Raw genomic sequence first — 19015 nt, forward strand, 5'->3', positions numbered from 1 at the left:
CGTCGCGGCGTCCGATTTTCGCGATTGCATGATCTTGGATATCGTCTTGGGCTTGGAAACGAGGATGACGCAGACACCGATCCGCCTCACCGTGAACGGCAGGATCCACGAGGTCACGGCAGCGCGCGACACGCCGCTGCTCTACGTGCTGCGCAATGATCTCGCGCTGAACGGCCCGAAATACGGCTGCGGCTTGGGGGAATGCGGCACCTGTACTGTCCTGATCGACGGACTGGCGGCACGCTCCTGCGTGATTCCGGTGAGCGGCTGCGCCGGGCGCGACATCGTGACGCTCGAAGGCCTCGGCACAAGCGACAAGCCCGACGTCGTGCAGCAGGCCTTCATCGACGAGCAGGCCGCACAATGCGGCTATTGTCTCAACGGCATGATCATGACCACCAAGGCGTTGCTCGCGATCAACCCGCGGCCGACCGAACGGGAGGCCTTGGCGGCGCTGCGCTACAATCTCTGCCGCTGCGGCACGCATGTCGAGATCCTTCGCGCAGTGATGCGCGCATCGGGCCAGCTCACCGAGGCCGCAGATTGATGGCGTCCTTTGTTACGAACGGAGCTGAGCGTGCGGGTTCGCTCATCGTCGCGCGCAGCGTGGACGAGGTCACATCGGAAACCTTCGTCCGCATCACCGCGGACGGTTCGGTCACGGCCTATAACGGCCATGTCGATCTCGGCACCGGCATCCGCACTGCGCTGGGCCAGATCGTCGCCGAAGAGCTCGACGTTTCTTTTGCCCGGGTCATCGTCGTACTCGGCGACACGGCATTGGTGCCGAACCAGGGCGCGACGATCGCGAGCGAAACCATCCAGATCACGGCCGTGCCGCTGCGGAAGGCTGCGGCGCAAGCCCGGCACTTTCTGATCGCGCGCGCGGCGGAACGCCTGGACTTGCCCGAAGCCGAGCTCAAGATCGAGGACGGACTCGTTCGCGGCCACGACAATCGCAGCGTCAGCTATGGCGAGCTCATCGGCGACGAAGCGATCCGCCTCGAGCTCGCCGATGACGTCGAGCTCAAGCCTGTCGGCGATTACGCGATCGTCGGCCAGTCGGTGCCGCGCGTCGATCTACCTGCTAAAGCCACGGGCGAGCTGACTTTCGTGCACGACGTCCGAGTATCAGCAATGGTGCATGGCCGCGTGGTGCGGCCGCCCTATGCTGGCGTCGATGCCGGACCGTTCGTCGGCACCAGCCTCATTGCGGTCGACGAATCCTCCGTGCGCGACATTCCCGGCCTTGTCGCCGTCGTGCGGATCGGCGATTTCGTCGGCGTCGTCGCCGAGCGCGAGGAGAATGCGATCCGTGCGGCAGAGCAGCTCAAGGTGAGCTGGAAGCCGACGCCGACGCTGACCGATCTTGGCGATGTCGAGACCGCCCTGCGTGCCAATCCATCGACGCCGCGCACGCTGATCGACAAGGGCGAGGTCGACAAGGCGATATCAGCCGCGGCCAAGCCGATGCAGCGCACTTACCTCTGGCCGTATCAGATGCACGCCTCGATCGGCCCCTCCTGCGCCGTCGCCGACTTTCAGGACGGTAACATCCGCGTCTGGTCGGGCACGCAGAACCCGCACGTGCTGCGCGGCGACCTGGCGCTGCTGATCGAGCGCCCCGAGAGCGAGATCGAGGTGATCCGGCTGGAGGCCGCCGGCTGCTACGGCCGCAATTGCGCCGACGACGTCACCGCCGATGCGCTGCTGCTGTCGCGCGCCGTCGGCCGTCCGGTCCGCGTGCAGCTGACGCGTGAGCAGGAGCATGCCTGGGAGCCCAAAGGCACCGCGCAGCTCATCGACGTCAATGGCGGCCTCGACGCTGACGGCAGCATCGCCGCTTACGATCTCGCCACGCGCTATCCCTCGAACGCCGCGCCGACGCTGGCGCTGCTGCTGACGGGTCGGATCTCGCCCGAACCCGCGGTGCTCCAGATGGGCGACCGCACCGCGATCCCGCCTTACGATTACGAGCACATGCGCGTCGTCGCCCACGACACACCGCCGATCGTGCGTGCCTCCTGGTTCCGCGGCGTCTCGGCATTGCCGAACACCTTTGCGCATGAATCCTATATCGACGAGGCTGCGGCCGAAGCCGCCGTCGATCCGATCGAATATCGCCTGCGCTATCTGAAAGACCCGCGCGCGATCGATCTGGTCAATGCGGTGGCCGAGCGCGCGGGCTGGACGCCGCGGCCGGTCCGAGAGGAGAAGGACGGCGAGGTCGTGCACGGGCGCGGCTTTGCATATGCGCTCTACGTCCACAGCAAGTTTCCGGGTTACGGCGCGGCGTGGTCGGCCTGGGTTGCCGACGTCGCGGTGAACAAGACGACCGGCGACGTCAGCGTGACGCGCGTCGTCGCGGGGCAGGATTCCGGGTTGATGATTAACCCGGACGGCGTGCGCCACCAGATCCAGGGCAACGTCATCCAATCCACCAGCCGCGCGCTGATGGAAGAGGTGTCGTTCGAACGCGGCACGGTGGCCGCGCGCGAATGGGGCGCCTATCCCATCATCCCCTTCCCCGACGTACCCAAGATCGACGTCTTGATGCTGCCGCGGCAGGACCAGCCGCCGCTCGGCGTCGGCGAGTCTGCTTCGGTGCCGAGCGCAGCGGCGATCGCGAACGCCATCTTCGATGCCACCGGCGTGCGCTTCCGCGAGCCGCCGTTCACGCCTGAGCGAATCCTCAAGGGTCTGCGCGGCGATGCGGCGGTGACGCCGCAGGCTCTGCCCGCACCGGCGGCATCGCGGCCATCCCGGGTCTGGGCGAATCCGTTCGCCAGGCGCGCCGGTATCGCTGCAGCGATCGCAGCCGTCTGCACCGCTGCCATCGGCATCGGTGCGGCGTTCCTTCCAGGTCGCGCGATTGCGCCGATCGCACGGCCCGACGCGTCGGTCTATTCCGCGGCGACCATCGCCCGCGGCGAGCAGCTTGCAGCGCTTGGCAATTGCGCGGAGTGCCATACCAGCATTGGCGGCGCGCTCAACGCCGGCGGCCGCGCCTTGGAGACGCCATTCGGCACGATCTATTCGACCAACATCACGCCCGACGTCGAGACCGGTATCGGTGCCTGGTCCTATCCGGCCTTCGAGCGCGCCATGCGCGATGGCTTGCATCGCGACGGACGGCAGCTCTATCCCGCTTTTCCCTACACGCATTTTGCAAAGACCAGCGACGCGGACATGCAGGCGCTCTATGCGTATCTGATGGCGCAGCCTTCAGTGCGTGCGACGGCACCGCCGAACGAACTCGCCTTCCCTTACAATCTCCGCTCGTTGCTCGCGGGCTGGAATGCGCTGTTCCACGACACGAAGGAGTTCAAGCCTGATCCCGCCAAGTCCGATCAATGGAATCGCGGCGCCTATCTGGTCGAAGGTCTCGGCCATTGCAGCGGCTGTCATTCGCCGCGCAACGCGCTCGGCGCCGAGCAACGCAATGCTTATCTCGCCGGCGGCTTTGCCGAGGGCTGGGAAGCGCCGGCGCTGACCTCGCTCTCGCACGCGCCGATTCCGTGGAGCGAGGAGGAGCTCTACGCCTATTTGCGCACCGGCCATTCGCGTTACCACGGTGTCGCGGCCGGCCCGATGGCGCCTGTCGTCAGGGATCTCAAAGCCCTGCCCGACCAGGACATCCGCGCGATGGCGGTCTATCTGAACTCCTTCAACGACACGGCCGATACACCAGCGCCGGATGCGCTCGCCGCCAAGCTCGAGAGCGCAACGCAAGTGACGGTCGCCTCCTCCGCGGGCGCCCGCCTCTATCAAGGCGCCTGCGCCGTGTGCCACGAGGTCGGCGGCCTGCCGCTGTTCGGCACGCGGCCCTCGCTCGCGCTCAACAGCAACGTTCACAGCACGAAGGCGGATAATCTCGTGCAGGTGATCCTGCACGGCATTGCAGACCCAGTCTCCAGCGATCTCGGCTACATGCCCGCGTTCGGGAATAGCATGAGCGATGCACAGGTCGAGGAGCTCGTGACGTTTTTGCGCAAGCAGTTCGCGCCGGACAAGCCGGCCTGGACCGGCGTGCGCGAGACGATCTCGCGGGTGCGAAGTTCGACCCACTAACGTCATTCCGGGGCCCGAGCATAGCGAGGGAGCCCGGAATCCATAACCACCAGCCGGGGTTATGGATTCCGGGCTCGCCGCTTCGCGTCGCCCCGGAATGACACTGCGTGAATACGCTAGTCGTGCTTCACCTCCACCGGCGGCGTGCCGTGGGTGTGGAAGGACTCGATCGTCTTCAATCCCCAGGCCTGGCCCTTCTTGCGTTCCTCCTCGGTCCACACGATCGGCTTCCAGTCGGGCGCGAGAATGAGACGCGCGCCGGCATTGGCGACTTCGACGCGGTTGCCGCCGGGCTCATAGACATAGAGGAAGAAGGTCTGCTGGATCGCGTGCTTGTGCGGCCCGGTCTCGATGTGCACGCCGTTCTCGAGAAAAATGTCGGCGGCGCGCAGAATCTCCTCACGGCTGTCGAGCGCGTAGGTGACGTGATGGAAGCGGCCCGGCACGCCCGAGTGATCGAGCGAATAGGCGAAGTCGTAGCTCTTGTTCGACATCGTCAGCCACATCGCGGCCTCACGGCCGTCGTTGAGTACGATCTGCTCGGTGAGGCGGCAGCCGAGGTAATTCTCGAAGAACTCGCGGTTGGCCTTGATGTCGACGGCGAGGCAATTGAGATGATCGAGCCGGCGGACGTTTACGCCGCGCGCCGGAAAGCGCTGCGCCTGGTTCTTTAGTGCGGGCTTGAGCTCCGGCGGCGCCTGATACCATTCGGTCTCGTAATAGAGCTCGACGATGTGGCCATCGGGGTCGCGGCAGCGGAAGGTCGGCCCCTGCCCCATGTCGCCGTCGATCCAGCCGATGTCGAAGCCGGATCCCTTCAGAGCGGCGACGCGCCGCTCCAGCGCCTGCTGGCTGCGCGCACGGAGCGCCATGTGGCCCATGCCCGAGGTCTTCGACGCCGTGAGCTTGAGCGAATAGCGCTCGTAATCGTCCCAGCCGCGCAAATAGACCGACTCGCCCTTCTGTCCGCTGACGGTCATGCCCATGACATCGACGAAGAACTTCAGGCTCTCGTCGGGCTTCGGCGTCAGCAGCTCCATGTGGCCGAGGTGGGCAAGGTCGAGGATCGGTTCGGGCTGCATGTTTTCCTCCTGGATCGGACGCGGGGCTTTCGGCGCGGCGCCTCATTTGTACTAATGTACAAATCATTAGGTCCAGTCAACAAAGCAGCCGGTATCCTGCTGCGATCGGCGCCTGACCGCCGGCCTCCGGACGAGACGGGCAGCCTGCCCGAATGGTAAACTCTTCCTTAAGGACCATCTCACCTGAAAGGTCCGGAAAATGCAGCATTTTCCCGGCGATTCTGCCAATAAGCAGGCATTGGCGGCGAGGCTCCCGACCGAATTACCGCGGATTTAACGGAGCCGGCGCGTCCGGCGTTTAACCGTTTGTGCAGCGACGGCCGCGCATAGTCCGGGCAACTCCCCTTGCTCTTGCCAGGTTCATTCATCGTGACATCCTTTGGACGCGTGATTTCGGTTCGCGGATCGCTTGCCCGGGTTGGGCTTCTGGCGGAAAGCCGGATGCCGATCTCGGAGGTGCGGGCCACCGTCGGCCGGTTCGTCAGCATTCGCTGCGCCAGCTCGGTCATCGTTGCGATGATCACGGAGGTCTCCTGCGAAAATCTGTCGGGCTCGGACAATTACATTGCCATCGCCTCGGTCGACCTGCTCGGCGAGATCCTCAATGCCGCGGACAAGGCCAAATTTCAGCGCGGCGTCACCAACTATCCGACCATCGGCGATGCCGTCGACCTGATCACGAGCCAGGAGCTGCGCACGATCTACGCGCCGACCGGCTCGGACCAGATCAATGTCGGCTTCCTGCAGCAGGACCGCTCGGTCATCGCCTATGTCGACGTCGAGGAAATGCTGTCCAAGCATTTTGCCGTGCTGGGATCGACCGGCGTCGGTAAATCGACCGGCGTCTCGCTGCTGCTCAACGAGATCCTGAAGGCGCGGCCGAACCTGCGCATCTTCCTGCTCGACGTGCACAACGAATATGGCCGCTGCTTCGGCGACCGCGCGCTGGTGCTCAACCCGCGAAACCTGAAGCTGCCGTTCTGGCTGTTCAACTTCGAGGAAATCGTCGACGTGCTGTTCGGCGGCCGCGCCGGCGTGCCGGAAGAGCTCGACATCCTCGCCGAGGTGATCCCGCTCGCCAAAGGCGTCTACACCCAGTACCAGAACGCCGACCGCATCGGCCTTAAGCGCATCGATCCCAAGCAGATCGGCTATACCGTCGATACGCCTGTGCCCTATCGCCTGGTCGACCTGTTGTCGCTGATCGACGAGCGCATGGGCAAGCTCGAGAACCGCTCCTCGCGCATCATCTATCACAAGCTAATCTCGCGCATCGAGGCGGTGCGCAACGACCCTCGCTACGCCTTCATGTTCGACAACGCCAATGTCGGCGGCGACACCATGGCCGAGGTGATCAGCCATCTGTTCCGCCTGCCCGCCAACGGCAAGCCGATGACCGTGATGCAGCTCGCCGGCTTCCCGGCCGAGGTGATCGATTCCGTCGTCTCCGTGCTCTGCCGCATGGCCTTCGACTTCGGGCTGTGGAGCGACGGCGTCTCGCCGCTGCTGTTCGTCTGCGAAGAGGCGCACCGCTACGCCTCCGCCGACCGCAACATCGGCTTCGGCCCGACCCGCAAGGCGGTATCGCGCATCGCCAAGGAAGGCCGCAAATACGGCGTCTATCTTGGCCTCATCACCCAGCGCCCCGCCGAGCTCGACGCCACCATCATCTCCCAGTGCAACACGCTGTTCACGATGCGCCTCGCCAACGACCGCGACCAGGCGCTGCTGCGCGCCGCCGTGTCGGACGCCGCCGCGAACCTGCTCTCCTTCGTGCCGTCGCTCGGCACCCGCGAGGTGCTGGCGTTCGGCGAAGGCGTGGCGCTGCCGACCCGCTTGCGCTTCAAGGAGGTGCCGCCGCACCAATTGCCGCGCGGCGAGGCCACCATCTCGAGCGTGCCCTCCGTCACCTCCGGCCACGACATGCATTTCGTCAGCGCCGTGCTCGAACGCTGGCGCGGCGCCACCTCGCAGCGCGACGTGCCGAACGACCCCGTGTTCTCGGCACCGCCCGCGAAGACGATGTCCAGCGTCGAAGCCCCGATGCTGCAACCCTCGATGGGCCTCGATCCGGACCGCTTCTCGCTGCTGAAGAAGCCGCTGCGGTAAGGCCTCGCTCCATCCACATCGTCATTGCGAGCGCAGCGAAGCAATCCAGAGTCTTTCCGCCGGGGGGACTCGGGATTGCTTCGCTGCGCTCGCAATGACGGAGGATGGAACGTCGTTCCCACCTGACACCTTCGTCGCGGCCACTTCGGACCGGCAGATTGAGCCCGCCTTCCGCATCGACTATGGTTCCCGCCCCAAGCCGGAATCCATGCCCATGACAAAGACCGCCGCGCAACGCTTTCCCGCCCCCGCCCTCGACACCCTGCCCGACGACATCCGTAAGCGCCTCCTTGCCGTGCAGGAGAAGAGCGGCTTCGTCCCGAACGTGTTCCTGACGCTGGCCTATCGCCCCGACGAGTTCCGCGCCTTCTTCGCCTATCACGACGCGCTGATGGAGAAAGACGGCGGCCTCACCAAGGCCGAGCGCGAGATGATCGTGGTGGCGACGTCGGCGGCCAACCAGTGCCAATATTGCGTGATCGCCCATGGCGCGATCCTGCGCATCCGCGCCAAGAACCCTGTGATCGCCGACCAGGTCGCCATCAACTACCGCAAGGCCGATATCACGCCGCGGCAGAAGGCGATGCTCGATTTCGCCATGAAGGTCTCGGTAGACGCGCAGCGGATTTCCGAGAACGATTTCGCCGCTCTCGCGCCGCACGGCTTCAGCGACGATGATATCTGGGACATCGCCGCGATCTCGGCCTTCTTCGCGCTGTCGAACCGGCTGGCGAATTTCACGGGCATGCGGCCGAACGAGGAGTTCTATCTGATGGGCCGCCTGCCGAAGACGTGATCGAGGCGCCATGACCGAGCTCGATTGGCCCGAAATCCTGCTGCGCCTCGGCACGGCCACGCTTGCCGGCGGCGCGATCGGCCTCAACCGCGACCTGCACGGCAAGCCGATCGGGCTGAAGACGCTCGGCATCGTCGGGCTCTCCACCGCGAGCGTGGTTCTGCTCGCATTGCAGCTCGCCGAACCGGCCAGGGTCGTCGACGCCGCCAGCCGTGTCATCCAGGGCATCCTCACCGGCATCGGCTTTCTCGGCGCCGGCGTCATCGTGCACCAAAGCACCGGGTTTCGCGTTCGAGGCCTCACCAGCGCCGCCTGCACTTTCCTTGCCGCCTGCCTCGGCATCGTCTGCGGCGCCGGACAATGGAAGATCGTCGTCGTCGCCCTGGCGCTGGCCTTCGTGCTGCTGACGATTGGCCGCCGCCTCGAGCGCCGGCTGCATCGTATGCTTGGCGGCAAGGAAGATCCTCAGCGGACGGAGACCTCGCCGAGCTCGGGTCAGCGGGAGAGCGATTAGAATCGCAACCGTCGGCCCCAAAACGGCTTCAGCAGTTCGAGCGCCGTGAGCACCAGCACTCCCGCGCCGAGCGTGATCATCAAATCGTCAAGATGCAGGGGACCGAAGCGAAACAGGCCGGAGGCCGGCGGCCAGAACAAGGCTGTGGCGAGAACGAGCGCAATCAAGAGGAAGATCCAGAGCAATGCCGCGTTCGGACGGAAGAAGGCGGACAAGAACGATGCGCTGAAGGATCGATTGACCAGCACCAGCGCGAGGACGCAGACGACGAGCGCGATGAATGCGAGGGTGCGAGCCTCCTCGGGCGGAAGGCCGGAACGAAGCGCTGCGACGAAGATCACGGCGATCAAGGCGAAGGCCATCGTGCCTTGCAGAACGCTCCAGGCGATCAGGGGCCACGAGAACAGCTCCGCATCGGCACGCCGCGGCGGACGCTTCATGACGTCGCGCTCCTCCCGCTCGGCCTCGAACACCAGCGAGCAGACGGGATCGATGATCAGCTCCAGAAAGGCGATGTGCACCGGGCCGAGCACCAGCGGCAGCCCGAACACCAGGGGAAGCAGCGCAAGACCCGCGATCGGCACGTGGACGGCAAAGATAAAGGCCATGGCCTTGCGCAGATTGTCGTAGATCCGGCGACCGAGGCGGATGGATGCGACGATGGAGCTGAAGTCGTCGTCGAGCAGGACGATCGAGGATGCCTCGCGAGCGACGTCGGTGCCGCGGCCACCCATCGCGATTCCGATATGGGCGGCCTTCAGCGACGGCGCGTCGTTGACGCCGTCGCCCGTCATCGCGACGATCTCGCCGCTGCGCTTCAGCGCCTGCACGATCCGCAGCTTCTGCTCCGGCAGAACCCGCGCGAAGACGTTCACCTTCCTGACGAGTGCCTCGAGCTCGCGGTCGTCAGCGAGCTTGACCTGCTCCCCGGTCGCGACCTCATCGACGTCGAGCCCGGCTTGCGCGGCGATCGCCATGGCGGTCGCCGGATAGTCGCCCGTGATCATGATGACGCGGATGCCGGCCGAACGGCATTCGCGAACCGCCTCCGGAACATGAGGCCGCAACGGATCGGCAAGCCCGACCAGGCCGACGAAGCGAAATACAAAAGCCTCCTGGGATGCCGGCAGGGAAGCCTCATCGCAAACGGCAACCGCCATCCCCAGCACCCGGAGCCCGTCCTTCGCCATTGCCCCGATGGCAGCTTGCACGGCCTCCCGATCGGCCTCGTTCAGCCTGCACAGGCGCGCAATCGCTTCCGGCGCGCCCTTGGCGCATGCGACGAGGTCCGCCCCTCCGGCTGTCCGCCAAACCTGGGTCATGGCCAGCAGCTCGGGGCGCAGACCATAGGTGCGCACCAGCGTCCGCTCGCCATCCATCGCGTCGCCGTCCCGCAGGACACCACGCGCGAACGAATGCAGCGCCTTCTCCATCGGATCGAACGGCTCCGGAGAGCTTGCCAGTGCCCCGCAGCGCGCCAGCTCTGCGAATTCGCGCCCGACCTGATCCGGTCCGGACGCCTCCGCGCGCAGGCGCGCGCCGTCCAGCAGGCGCAGCTCGGCGACCGACATCTGATTCTGCGTCAGCGTTCCGGTCTTGTCGGTGCACAGGACTGTTGCTGAGCCGAGGACCTCGATGGCGGCGGCGCGCCGCGTCAGGACGCGGGCCTGCGAAATCCGCCACGCACCCATGGCCATGAACACCGTGAGCACGACACCGAATTCTTCCGGAAGCATCGACATACCGATGGCGACGCCTGCCAGCAGCGCCTGCAGCCAGTCGCCGCGCGAGACGCCGTAGAGCACAATCGCGGCCAGGCTGATCACGGCGCCGCCGAGGAAGCAGAGCCGCACCAGCCTTGCGGTCTGTTGCTGAAGCCGCGGCGGCTCGGCCTGCAAGCCGCGAAGCGACAGCCCGATCTTCCCGATCTCGCTGCGCGGCCCGGTGGCCTCGACCAGCGCCAACCCCTCGCCGCGCACGACGAGCGAGCCGGAATACACGAACGGCTGATCCTCGCCGCCGGGCCGGTGAGCGGCTACTTTGATCTTGTCGGCCGTCTTCTTGCGGACGGGCACCGACTCGCCGGTCAGCAGGGACTCGTCGATCTGCAGGTCCCGCGCTTCGACGAGCGCGGCGTCGGCGGGAACGCGATCGCCTTCACTGAGGACGAGAAGGTCGCCCTGCACGACCTCGCGGCCGGCAATTCGCCGGCGCGCACCGTCACGCACCACCAGCGCCCGCGGGCTGGTCAGGTCGCGCAAGGCTTCCAGCACGCGCTCGGTCCGGGTTTCCTGCACCACCGTGATCACGATGGACATCGCCCCGAACGCCAGCAGGATCACCGCCTCCTTGAGATCGCCGAGCACGAGGTAGATCAGCCCGCCGCAGAGCAGCAGCAGGAGCATCGGCTCGCGCAGCACTTCCACCACGATGCGCAGCGGACTGCGTCGTTCCGGCCGAGGCAGTTCGTTGGGGCCGTCTGCCGCGAGCCTCGCCCGCGCCTCGGTCTCACTCAGACCGGCCGCACCTCCGCGTTGCACCTCGCTCACGGTTTCCGCCGCAGGCTCCAGAAGCTGCCGGCACCGACGATTGCGGTGGCGAGCAGGACGGCGACGAAAGTCTGGATGATGGTGAAGTTCAGCGCGTCACGCGCAACGAACAGCGCCGTGATCGCGCCGGCGAGGACAAAGAGGATGCGAAAGATGACGCTCATGGTCGTGCCTCCAAGATCTGCATGACAAGATCTGCATGACTTGGAGCCCGGGGGCCCTCCCATCGGGGCACAACGCTGTCTCTGCAACCATGCAGGCAGACCTTAGCCGCTCAGGGCGAGGCAAGTTTGCGACAAGTCAAACCTGACCCGGCCATCATCGGTCGGCGACTGCGACGTGATGTCCGCCCAGCAGCGAACAGCCGCTGCATCGCTCACGGCTGCGAGGCGTATGCGGCTAGCGCTTCGCCATCAACTCGAGCGCCGGAGCAAAGCGCTCCGCGAACGTCAACGTCTTGGCGTGGTGGACTGCGGCGAAGGATGCAGAGATTCCCGCCGAAGCGACCGCGAGCAAGCCAACTACGAAAGCCAGACGGCGCATGTTCGCCTCCTGTGTGAGCTCGACTACCCCATAGAGTTGGGACGGCTCTGTTTCAGGACGGTTTCGTGGGCGCGGAAATTAATTTCGCTCAAGCGGCTGTGATGAGATCCGGCTTATCTGGGTGCATTGAGTAACCAACTAACTGGGGTCGACGTGTTTTGGAGCGGCGGCCGTGTTGGGAATTACCCGCAGCAGCATTCGCCGGAATGGGAGTCATCAAGGACTACGCAAATGAAGATCGTGATCCAGAAGCTCAATGGCCTGTGGCACCTCATCGTCGGATCGAGCCAGATCCGAACGCCGTTCCTGGACACCCAGGACCGCGCGCTGGTGGTAACTTACGCCCGCCGCGCCTATCCCGGCGCCAGGATCTTCCAGCGCGACTGACGTGAATACCCTCAGTCGTCGTCCGCCGGGCCGCACCAGCCGGGCAGATAGATCGCATTCTTGCTTCTGGCCGCGGCCATCGCCTTCTCGAGCGCATTATCGAAATCGGCCTCCACCGCCTTGCGCGAGACCTGCCGGCGCAGGAAGTCGGCCCACAGGAATTCGGAGAACGGTGTGGTGTCCTTGGCGAAGCCGCCCATGCGGCGCAATTCGCCGGCAAGACTGCGGAACGGATCGTCCTTGAGGTCAGCGACGGATTTCGGCAGGTCGCGGAACGAGCGCCGCTCGCCCTTGGCGTCGTAAGGATAGACCCAGCGCTTGTTGTCCATGACGCCCCAGAACGCCTCGCGCTCCACCATCCTGAGATCGCCGACGACGGTCACCAGAACCTCCCTGACGCCTTCATCGTGCAGCGCGCGGCCGAGGTGATGATGGTCGATCACGTAGTAGCGCGCGTCGGGGCCGTAAACGACGGGGATCATGTGCTTGCCGAGCAGATCCGCCTGCTTCTTCTTGCCGTGCTCGCGCCAGCGCCTGCGCTTCTCCTTGACCTCGCGCATGCCGACCGTCATCTGCGTCGGCCGGAGCGACAGGATCGGAACCGGATGCACTCTCGGCTCGCGCGCGTTGGTCGTGGTCATGATCGAAGGCCCCTGGCAGCAACGAACGGTTCGGGTTCCCGCGACTATGCCACGGGTCCCGCGGTGGCAAAATCCGTTCGGAAGACGCGCAGATCACAAGTCGATGCCGGCCGGTAAAAAGACGTCCTCAATGGCTGTCGCTATGCCCGCGTTGCAGCGCAACGCTCGCGACGGGCACGATGGCCCGTTGCTGGATCGCGGCACACCGGTCCATGCGCAAAATAGTACGAACGCACAAATGCATCCTGGCATTGCAAAGATTTACTGCAACGCGTGCCTCACCTATGCTATCTAGATCGCTGCTTCGGAGTGATCCCCGCCCCATGAACAATCAGCGGCCCATAAGCTCTGATGAGGAGCACCGGGTGCTCCAGTTCAGGCCGCGCACCCCGCCTTCTCCAAGGGTCCAGCGCGGCAATGGCTCCGTGCAACCGCTCCGCGGCACGCCCGAACGGCTGGACCTGTCACGCTACGAGCAGCCGCGTGCCGAGCCCGACAATTACCGGCAGCGCATGCTTGCCAACATCGCAGCGCTCGCCTTCACCATCGCGCTGACGGCGATCGGGATCTGGCTCGCGGTCAGCATCGCCGACCTGCGCCGGACCCAGGATTGCGTGCTGATGGGCCGCCGCGACTGCGTCAAGATCACAACGCCGCATATTTAGGGACCGGCCCGGCACGGACCTCGCGGCGGACGGACCCAGCCGGCATCCCCAGCCACGTCCGATGCTGTCCCCGGAGGCCTGCCCGGCTCCATTGAACTCAGGGCGGCGCTCCGATATACGGGCTTTCGACCCGGCCAGAGGGGGGTTTGAGGGCGTCATCAGGGGCGCGATGCCCAGCCACCGTGCCACTCTGGACAATCTGACAAATACCTACAATATATCAAAGGCTTAGTGATGTCCTCCACATTCGATCAGGTCGCCACGATCATCGCTGAAACCTGCGACATCCCGCGCGACACGATCACGCCGGATAGCCATGCCATCGATGACCTCGGCATCGACAGCCTCGATTTCCTCGATATCGCCTTCGCGATCGACAAGCAGTTCGGCATCAAGCTGCCGCTGGAGAAGTGGACTCAGGAGGTCAACGACGGCAAGGCGACCACCGAGCAATATTTCGTGCTGAAGAACCTGTGCGCCCGCATCGACGAATTGGTTGCGGCCAAGGGCGCGAGCGCCTAAGGGCGCAGTCATGCAACTCGAATACTTCCACATGATCGATCGCATCGTCGACCTCAAGGTCGACGAGAAGACGATCGTCGTCGAAGCGCAGGTCCCGCAGGAAAGCACCATCTTCGAGGGGCACTTCCCGGGTTATCCCTTGATGCCCGGCGTGCTCCTGATCGAATCGATGGCGCAGGCCTCGGGCTGGCTTCAACTCGGCGTGTTCCGATTCGAACGCATGCCGATCCTGGCCGCCGTGAAGGAGGCCAAGGTCCGCGGCTCGGTCTTCCCCGGCGACCTCATGAGCATCGAGGCGAGCCTCACCCATGAAGGCTCCGGCTATGCCATGACCGAAGCCAAGATCCGGGTCGGCGGCAAGCTGCGCGCCAATTCGGCGCTGACCTTCACGCTGATTCCCTTCCCCAATGCGGATATGCGCGGATACATGGCGAAGGTCGCCGAGCGCGTCGGCTTTCCGCAACAGGCCGTATCGTCATGACTGACACTCCTGCTTTGAAGCCGGGCCAGACCGAGGTCTGGATCACCGGCATTGGGCTCGCCACCTCGCTCGGCGAGGGCCTCGACGCCAACTGGGCCGCGCTTTCCGAGAAGCGCATCAATGTCGACGAGAAGGGCTTTGCGCCCTACATCGTGCATCCCTTGATGCCGGTATCCTTCGACAGCCAGATCCCGAAGAAGGGCGACCAGCGCCAGATGGAAGCCTGGCAGCGCATCGGCACCTATGCCGCCGGTCTTGCGCTCGATTCCGCCGGCATCAAAGGCAACAAGGACATCCTGTCGAAGATCGACATGGTCGTCGCCGCCGGCGGCGGAGAGCGCGACATCAACGTCGACAGCGGCATTCTCACCGCCGAGGCCAAGGGCGCTAACGCGCCGGGCTTCCTCAACGAACGGCTGATGAGCGATCTGAGGCCGACGCTGTTCCTGGCCCAGCTCTCCAACCTGCTCGCCGGCAACATCGCCATCGTGCACGGTCTGGGTGGCACCTCGCGCACCTTCATGGGCGAAGAGGTCGCCGGCGCCGACGCCGCCCGCATCGCGCTCGCGCGCATCGCCTCGGGCGAGAGCGACATCGCGCTGGTCGGCGGCTCGTACAACGGCGAGCGCAAGGACTTGCTCGTCCTCTACGAGTTCGGCGACTTCAACCTGAAGGACAAGTTCGCGCCCGTGTGGGCGCGCAAGGACCATCCCGGCTTCGCGCTCGGCTCGGCCGGCGCCTTCCTGGTGCTGGAATCGAAGGCGCATGCACAAGCGCGCGGCGCCAAGCCGTTCGCAAAGCTGTCGAGCGTCGTCGCCGACCTCGCCAAACGCAAGCAGCCCGGCGACATGACCGCGACGCTCGAGAAACTGTGGGACAAGCTGCCCAGGCGCGAGGGCAAGGGCGCGATCATCACCGGGGCGACCGGCGCGGAGCCTGCGACCTCGGACGAGCGCGACTTCCTGAAGAACCATGCCGACTTTCCGGTGCGCTCGACCGGCACGGTGTTCGGCCACGCCATGGAAACGCAATTCCCGCTCGGCATTGCCCTCGCCGCATTGTCGATCTCGCGCGGCGCGCTGTTCCCGCCGAATGATTCGACGGGGACCGAGATTGAAATGCAGGGCGCGCCCACCCAGATCGTGGTGGTGGGAGCCGGACACTGGCGCGGCGAAGGCATGGCGCTGGTCGAGGCGGTTTAATCAGCTCAAGCGGGGATCGACATGACTGCACCACGCGACAAACTCGGGCGTCCCGTCGTCGTCGTCACCGGCATGGGCATCATGACCTCGCTCGGCGCCGGCAAATCCGACAATTGGGCAAAGCTCGTCGCCGGCGAATCCGGTATCCGCACCATCACGCGTTTTCCGATCGACGGCCTCAAGACCACGATGGCCGGCACGGTCGATTTCGTCAGCGCCGATCCGTTCTCTTCCACCGCCCTGTCCGAGCGGATGGCCGAGCTGGTGACGCAGGAAGCGCTAGAGCAGGCCGGCATCGGCGCCAAGGCCGATTTCCCGGGTCCGCTTTTCCTCGCGGTGGCGCCGGTCGAGGTCGAATGGCCGCAGCGCCGCGAGCTCGGTCGCGCCGTCGGGCAGCAGGACATCACCTATGACGATCTGCTCCGCATCTCCGGCGGCGGCAAGTTTAGCGCCTATCATCATCGCTTCATGTTCGGCTCGGTTGCCGCCTATCTCGCCGAGACCTTCGGCACCAAGGGCTCGCCGATCTCGCTGTCGACGGCGTGCGCGTCCGGAGCCACCTCGATCCAGCTCGGCGTCGAGGCGATCCGCCGCGGCGAGACGGACGCAGCGCTCTGCGTCGCGACCGACGGCACCGTGAACCCGGAAGCGCTGGTGCGCTTCTCGCTGCTCTCGGCGCTGTCGACCCAGAACGATCCGCCGCAGGCGGCCTCCCGTCCCTTCTCCAAGAACCGCGACGGTTTTGTCATGGCGGAAGGCGCCGGCGCGCTGGTGCTGGAGAGCTACGAGGCCGCCACCGCGCGCGGCGCAAAGATCCTCGGCGTGATCGCCGGCTGCGGCGAGCTCACCGATTCCTTCCACCGCACCCGCTCCTCGCCCGACGGCAAGCCGATCATCGGCTGCATGAACAAGACGCTGGCCGATGCCGGCATGACGCCGGATCAGATCGACCACATCAACGCGCACGGCACCGCGACGCCCGAGAACGACAAGATGGAGTTCAACACGACGTCGGCCGTTTTCGGCGAGCTCGCGCAGAAGATTCCGGTCACCTCCAACAAGTCGATGGTCGGCCACACCATCTCTGCCGCCGGCGCAGTCGAGGCGATCTTCTCGCTGCTCACGCTCGAGCATCAGCGCATTCCGCCGACCATCAACTACGACAATCCGGATCCCACGATCCTGTTCGACGTCGTCGGCAACAAGGCGCGCGATGCGCGCGTGACCGCGGTGATGTCGAACTCGTTCGGCTTCGGCGGCCAGAACGCTTCACTGATCCTGACCCGCGAACCGGCCTGACCGGACGCATGGCGCTGCTTCCTGCGAGCACGAAGGCCCGCGCGCGGGAGGCTGCCAAATCGCTCGGCGGCAGCCTGATCGGCGCCGCGACCGTCGCGATGCTGCGCACCACGCGCTATTTCGATCCGGCCAAGACCTCGGACTTTTTCGCGCGTGCCGTCAAGCTGATCGGGCCGCGCCTGCGCGAGCACCGCATCGGCCGCGCCAACCTCACCGCCGCCTTCCCCGAGAAGTCACCGGAGGAGATCGAACGGATCCTGATGGGCGTCTGGGACAATCTCGGCCGCGTCGGCGCCGAGTTCGCCCATATCGACCAGGTCTGGGACTACGCCCGCGATGTCCCCGAGAAGAGTCGCATCGAGATTTCCCCGCGCAGCATCGAGCTGTTCGACCAGATCCGCGACGACGGCAAGCCGGCGCTGATCTTCGCCGCACATCTTGCGAACTGGGAATTGCCGGCGCTCGCCGCGGTCGCGCATGGCCTGGACACCGCGATTCTCTATCGCCGCCCGAACATCGCCTCGGCCGATCGCATCATCCAGGAGATGCGCCAGGTCAACATGGGCACGCTGATCCCGGCCGGCCGCGACGCGCCGCTGCGGCTCGCGCAAGCGCTGAAGGACGGCAAGCACGTCGCCATGCTGATCGACCAGTATCTGACGGCCGGCGTCGAGGTCACGTTCTTCGGCCGCAAGACCCGCGCCAATCCGATGCTGGCGCGCCTCTTGCGCCAGGTCGAGTGCCCGATCCACGGCGTGCGCATCATCCGCCTGCCCGACGGCCGCTTCCGCGGCGAGCTCACCGAAGAGATCCAGCCGGTGCGCGATGCCGATGGCAAGATCGACATCCAGGGCACGACGCAGGCGATCACGAGCGTCGTGGAAAGCTGGGTCCGCGAGCATCCCGACCAGTGGCTATGGCTGCACAGAAGGTGGCGGTAAATACTCCGTCCTTGCGAGCGCAGCGAAGCAATCCAGAATCGTTCCACCGAAGCAGTCTGGATTGCTTCGTCGCTTCGCTCCTCGCAATGACAGGCGCTACTACCGCCCCGTCTTCACCTTGGTCCAGAGCCGGTTGATGATCCGCTGCGTCGCCGGCTCGCGCGCCGTGATGACGAACAGTTTTGCCAGCGTCGCCTCGTCCGGATAGATGTTCTTGTCATCAAGGATTTTTGGATCCACCAGCTTCTGGCTGGCGAGGTTGCCGTTGGCGTAGGACAGGAAGTCCGAGTTCTTGGCGGCAACGTCCGGGCGATAGAGATAGTTGATCAGCTCGTAGGCTTCCCTAACATTCTTGGCATCCGCGGGGATCGCGAGATTGTCGAAGAACATCTGCGCGCCCTCCTTCGGAATGGTGTAGCCGATCTCGACGCCGCTTTTGGCTTCCGCGGCGCGGGCGCGGGCCTGCATGATGTCACCGGACCAGCCGACCACGAAGCAGATCTCGCCGGTGGCGAGCGCGCTTAGATATTCGGACGAGTGAAACTTGCGTACGGAGGGGCGGACTTTCGCCACGGCATCGGCGGCCTTTTCCAGGTCCGCCTGCTTGGTCGAGTTCGGATCGAGCCCGAGCCAGCTCAGCGCCGCCGGGAAGATGTCGTCGGCGGAGTCGAGCATGTGGACGCCGCAGTCCTTGAACTTGGCGAGGTTCTCCGGCTTGAAGACGATGTCCCAGCTGTCGATCTTCGCATCAGCCCCAAGGATCTGCTTCACTTTGGCGATGTTGTAGCCGATGCCCGTCGTGCCCCACATGTAGTTGGCGGCGTAGACATTGTCGGGGTCGTAGGTGGCGAGGCGCTGCGTCACCACCGGCCAGGCATTGGCGAGGTTCGGGAGCTTCGACTTGTCGAGCTTCTGGAAGATATTGGCCTTGATCTGGCGCTGCAGGAAATAAGCGGTGGGCACCACGACGTCATAACCGGACTTGCCGGCCATCAGGCGCGTCTCCAGCGTCTCGTTGGCGTCGAAGGTATCGTAGACGACCTTGATGCCGGTCTCCTTGGTGAAGGCCTCAAGGACGTCAGGCGCCATGTAGTTGGACCAGTTGTAGAAATTGACGACCCGCTCCTCGGCACCTGCGGGAGCGGAGAGCAACGTCAGCGCGGCGGCGATCGCGAAACCAAGGCCAAAGCCGGAGCGGCCGACGTTCGTCATC

General features: G+C 65.2%; 18 protein-coding genes. 12 read left to right on the top strand and 6 right to left on the bottom strand.

Features of this window, described 5'->3' with window-relative positions; all coding sequences use genetic code 11:
* The first annotated feature begins 64 nt into the window (after positions 1-64).
* Positions 65-547: a (2Fe-2S)-binding protein gene (locus tag ACTEK7_RS06445; protein WP_225140159.1), complete on the top strand. Its 483-nt coding sequence runs from the start codon at positions 65-67 to the stop codon at positions 545-547.
* Positions 547-4071 carry a molybdopterin cofactor-binding domain-containing protein gene (locus ACTEK7_RS06450; RefSeq protein ID WP_225146560.1) on the top strand — a complete coding sequence of 1175 codons (3525 nt, stop codon included), beginning with the start codon at positions 547-549 and terminating at the stop codon, positions 4069-4071. The genes ACTEK7_RS06445 and ACTEK7_RS06450 overlap by 1 nt, the downstream gene beginning before the upstream one ends.
* A 116-nt stretch (positions 4072-4187) precedes the next feature.
* Here ACTEK7_RS06450 and ACTEK7_RS06455 read toward each other — a convergent pair whose 3' ends face one another.
* Positions 4188-5153, bottom strand: coding sequence for a catechol 2,3-dioxygenase (locus tag ACTEK7_RS06455; RefSeq protein WP_036001365.1), 966 nt, complete (start codon positions 5151-5153; stop codon positions 4188-4190).
* A gap of 369 nt (positions 5154-5522) precedes the next feature.
* Between ACTEK7_RS06455 and ACTEK7_RS06460 the strand changes: the two genes are divergently transcribed.
* The 3 genes from ACTEK7_RS06460 (at position 5523) to ACTEK7_RS06470 (ending at position 8572) form a co-directional block, all read left to right on the top strand.
* Positions 5523-7262 carry an ATP-binding protein gene (locus ACTEK7_RS06460; RefSeq protein WP_225146559.1) on the top strand — a complete coding sequence of 580 codons (1740 nt, stop codon included), beginning with the start codon at positions 5523-5525 and terminating at the stop codon, positions 7260-7262.
* A 214-nt stretch (positions 7263-7476) separates the two neighbouring features.
* Entirely contained in the window at positions 7477-8058 is a 582-nt protein-coding gene (locus tag ACTEK7_RS06465; protein ID WP_225146558.1) for a peroxidase-related enzyme, read from the top strand.
* A 10-nt stretch (positions 8059-8068) separates the two neighbouring features.
* Complete coding sequence (locus tag ACTEK7_RS06470; RefSeq protein ID WP_036001373.1) at positions 8069-8572, top strand: MgtC/SapB family protein; 504 nt, start codon at positions 8069-8071, stop codon at positions 8570-8572.
* On the opposite strand, the gene ACTEK7_RS06475 is transcribed toward ACTEK7_RS06470, so the two are convergent.
* The 3 genes from ACTEK7_RS06475 to ACTEK7_RS06485 form a co-directional block, all read right to left on the bottom strand.
* Positions 8569-11121, bottom strand: coding sequence for a cation-translocating P-type ATPase (locus ACTEK7_RS06475; protein WP_225146557.1), 2553 nt, complete (start codon positions 11119-11121; stop codon positions 8569-8571). The genes ACTEK7_RS06470 and ACTEK7_RS06475 overlap by 4 nt on opposite strands.
* Positions 11118-11285 carry a hypothetical protein gene (locus ACTEK7_RS06480; protein WP_167361653.1) on the bottom strand — a complete coding sequence of 56 codons (168 nt, stop codon included), beginning with the start codon at positions 11283-11285 and terminating at the stop codon, positions 11118-11120. The genes ACTEK7_RS06475 and ACTEK7_RS06480 overlap by 4 nt, the downstream gene beginning before the upstream one ends.
* A gap of 235 nt (positions 11286-11520) precedes the next feature.
* On the bottom strand, positions 11521-11664 hold the full coding sequence (locus ACTEK7_RS06485; RefSeq protein ID WP_167361652.1) for a hypothetical protein: 144 nt from the start codon (positions 11662-11664) through the stop codon (positions 11521-11523).
* 231 nt (positions 11665-11895) lie between these two features.
* Here ACTEK7_RS06485 and ACTEK7_RS06490 point away from each other — a divergent pair, with 231 nt between their 5' ends.
* Positions 11896-12051, top strand: coding sequence for a hypothetical protein (locus ACTEK7_RS06490; protein ID WP_165637160.1), 156 nt, complete (start codon positions 11896-11898; stop codon positions 12049-12051).
* A gap of 11 nt (positions 12052-12062) precedes the next feature.
* Here the strand turns inward: ACTEK7_RS06490 and ACTEK7_RS06495 are convergent, their stop codons facing one another.
* Positions 12063-12692: a ParB-like protein gene (locus ACTEK7_RS06495; RefSeq protein WP_036022321.1), complete on the bottom strand. Its 630-nt coding sequence runs from the start codon at positions 12690-12692 to the stop codon at positions 12063-12065.
* A 323-nt stretch (positions 12693-13015) separates the two neighbouring features.
* Between ACTEK7_RS06495 and ACTEK7_RS06500 the strand changes: the two genes are divergently transcribed.
* From ACTEK7_RS06500 to ACTEK7_RS06525, 6 genes are all read left to right on the top strand, one after another.
* On the top strand, positions 13016-13357 hold the full coding sequence (locus ACTEK7_RS06500; protein ID WP_036001385.1) for a hypothetical protein: 342 nt from the start codon (positions 13016-13018) through the stop codon (positions 13355-13357).
* A gap of 234 nt (positions 13358-13591) precedes the next feature.
* A complete protein-coding gene (locus tag ACTEK7_RS06505) occupies positions 13592-13879 on the top strand; it encodes an acyl carrier protein (RefSeq protein WP_007592476.1) in 288 nt (95 codons plus the stop codon).
* 10 nt (positions 13880-13889) lie between these two features.
* The gene (locus ACTEK7_RS06510; protein ID WP_036001387.1) at positions 13890-14360 is read left to right on the top strand and encodes a 3-hydroxyacyl-ACP dehydratase FabZ family protein; all 471 of its coding nucleotides are present in this window, start codon (positions 13890-13892) and stop codon (positions 14358-14360) included.
* Positions 14357-15562, top strand: coding sequence for a beta-ketoacyl-ACP synthase (locus ACTEK7_RS06515; RefSeq protein ID WP_225146556.1), 1206 nt, complete (start codon positions 14357-14359; stop codon positions 15560-15562). Before ACTEK7_RS06510 ends, ACTEK7_RS06515 begins: the two co-directional genes overlap by 4 nt.
* 21 nt (positions 15563-15583) lie before the next feature.
* Complete coding sequence (locus tag ACTEK7_RS06520; RefSeq protein ID WP_036001392.1) at positions 15584-16861, top strand: beta-ketoacyl-ACP synthase; 1278 nt, start codon at positions 15584-15586, stop codon at positions 16859-16861.
* 8 nt (positions 16862-16869) lie between these two features.
* Positions 16870-17802 (top strand): lipid A biosynthesis lauroyl acyltransferase, encoded by a 933-nt coding sequence (locus tag ACTEK7_RS06525; protein WP_225146555.1) that lies wholly within the window; start codon positions 16870-16872, stop codon positions 17800-17802.
* A 99-nt stretch (positions 17803-17901) separates the two neighbouring features.
* On the opposite strand, the gene ACTEK7_RS06530 is transcribed toward ACTEK7_RS06525, so the two are convergent.
* Complete coding sequence (locus ACTEK7_RS06530) at positions 17902-19014, bottom strand: polyamine ABC transporter substrate-binding protein (protein WP_225146554.1); 1113 nt, start codon at positions 19012-19014, stop codon at positions 17902-17904.
* Position 19015: the final 1 nt, after the last annotated feature.

The organism is Bradyrhizobium sp. JHI2711, from assembly GCF_056156565.1.

Excerpts from the sequence above, each read along its gene's own strand:
- ACTEK7_RS06450 (WP_225146560.1), top strand. The coding sequence starts at position 547 with ATGGCGTCCTTTGTTACGAACGGAGCTGAGCGTGCGGGTTCGCTCATC.
- ACTEK7_RS06485 (WP_167361652.1), bottom strand. The coding sequence starts at position 11,664 with ATGCGCCGTCTGGCTTTCGTAGTTGGCTTGCTCGCGGTCGCTTCGGCG.
- ACTEK7_RS06505 (WP_007592476.1), top strand. The coding sequence starts at position 13,592 with ATGTCCTCCACATTCGATCAGGTCGCCACGATCATCGCTGAAACCTGC.
- ACTEK7_RS06510 (WP_036001387.1), top strand. The coding sequence starts at position 13,890 with ATGCAACTCGAATACTTCCACATGATCGATCGCATCGTCGACCTCAAG.
- ACTEK7_RS06445 (WP_225140159.1), top strand. The coding sequence starts at position 65 with ATGACGCAGACACCGATCCGCCTCACCGTGAACGGCAGGATCCACGAG.
- ACTEK7_RS06520 (WP_036001392.1), top strand. The coding sequence starts at position 15,584 with ATGACTGCACCACGCGACAAACTCGGGCGTCCCGTCGTCGTCGTCACC.
- ACTEK7_RS06525 (WP_225146555.1), top strand. The coding sequence starts at position 16,870 with ATGGCGCTGCTTCCTGCGAGCACGAAGGCCCGCGCGCGGGAGGCTGCC.
- ACTEK7_RS06470 (WP_036001373.1), top strand. The coding sequence starts at position 8,069 with ATGACCGAGCTCGATTGGCCCGAAATCCTGCTGCGCCTCGGCACGGCC.
- ACTEK7_RS06500 (WP_036001385.1), top strand. The coding sequence starts at position 13,016 with ATGAACAATCAGCGGCCCATAAGCTCTGATGAGGAGCACCGGGTGCTC.
- ACTEK7_RS06480 (WP_167361653.1), bottom strand. The coding sequence starts at position 11,285 with ATGAGCGTCATCTTTCGCATCCTCTTTGTCCTCGCCGGCGCGATCACG.
- ACTEK7_RS06530 (WP_225146554.1), bottom strand. The coding sequence starts at position 19,014 with ATGACGAACGTCGGCCGCTCCGGCTTTGGCCTTGGTTTCGCGATCGCC.
- ACTEK7_RS06490 (WP_165637160.1), top strand. The coding sequence starts at position 11,896 with ATGAAGATCGTGATCCAGAAGCTCAATGGCCTGTGGCACCTCATCGTC.
- ACTEK7_RS06455 (WP_036001365.1), bottom strand. The coding sequence starts at position 5,153 with ATGCAGCCCGAACCGATCCTCGACCTTGCCCACCTCGGCCACATGGAG.
- ACTEK7_RS06495 (WP_036022321.1), bottom strand. The coding sequence starts at position 12,692 with ATGACCACGACCAACGCGCGCGAGCCGAGAGTGCATCCGGTTCCGATC.
- ACTEK7_RS06515 (WP_225146556.1), top strand. The coding sequence starts at position 14,357 with ATGACTGACACTCCTGCTTTGAAGCCGGGCCAGACCGAGGTCTGGATC.
- ACTEK7_RS06465 (WP_225146558.1), top strand. The coding sequence starts at position 7,477 with ATGACAAAGACCGCCGCGCAACGCTTTCCCGCCCCCGCCCTCGACACC.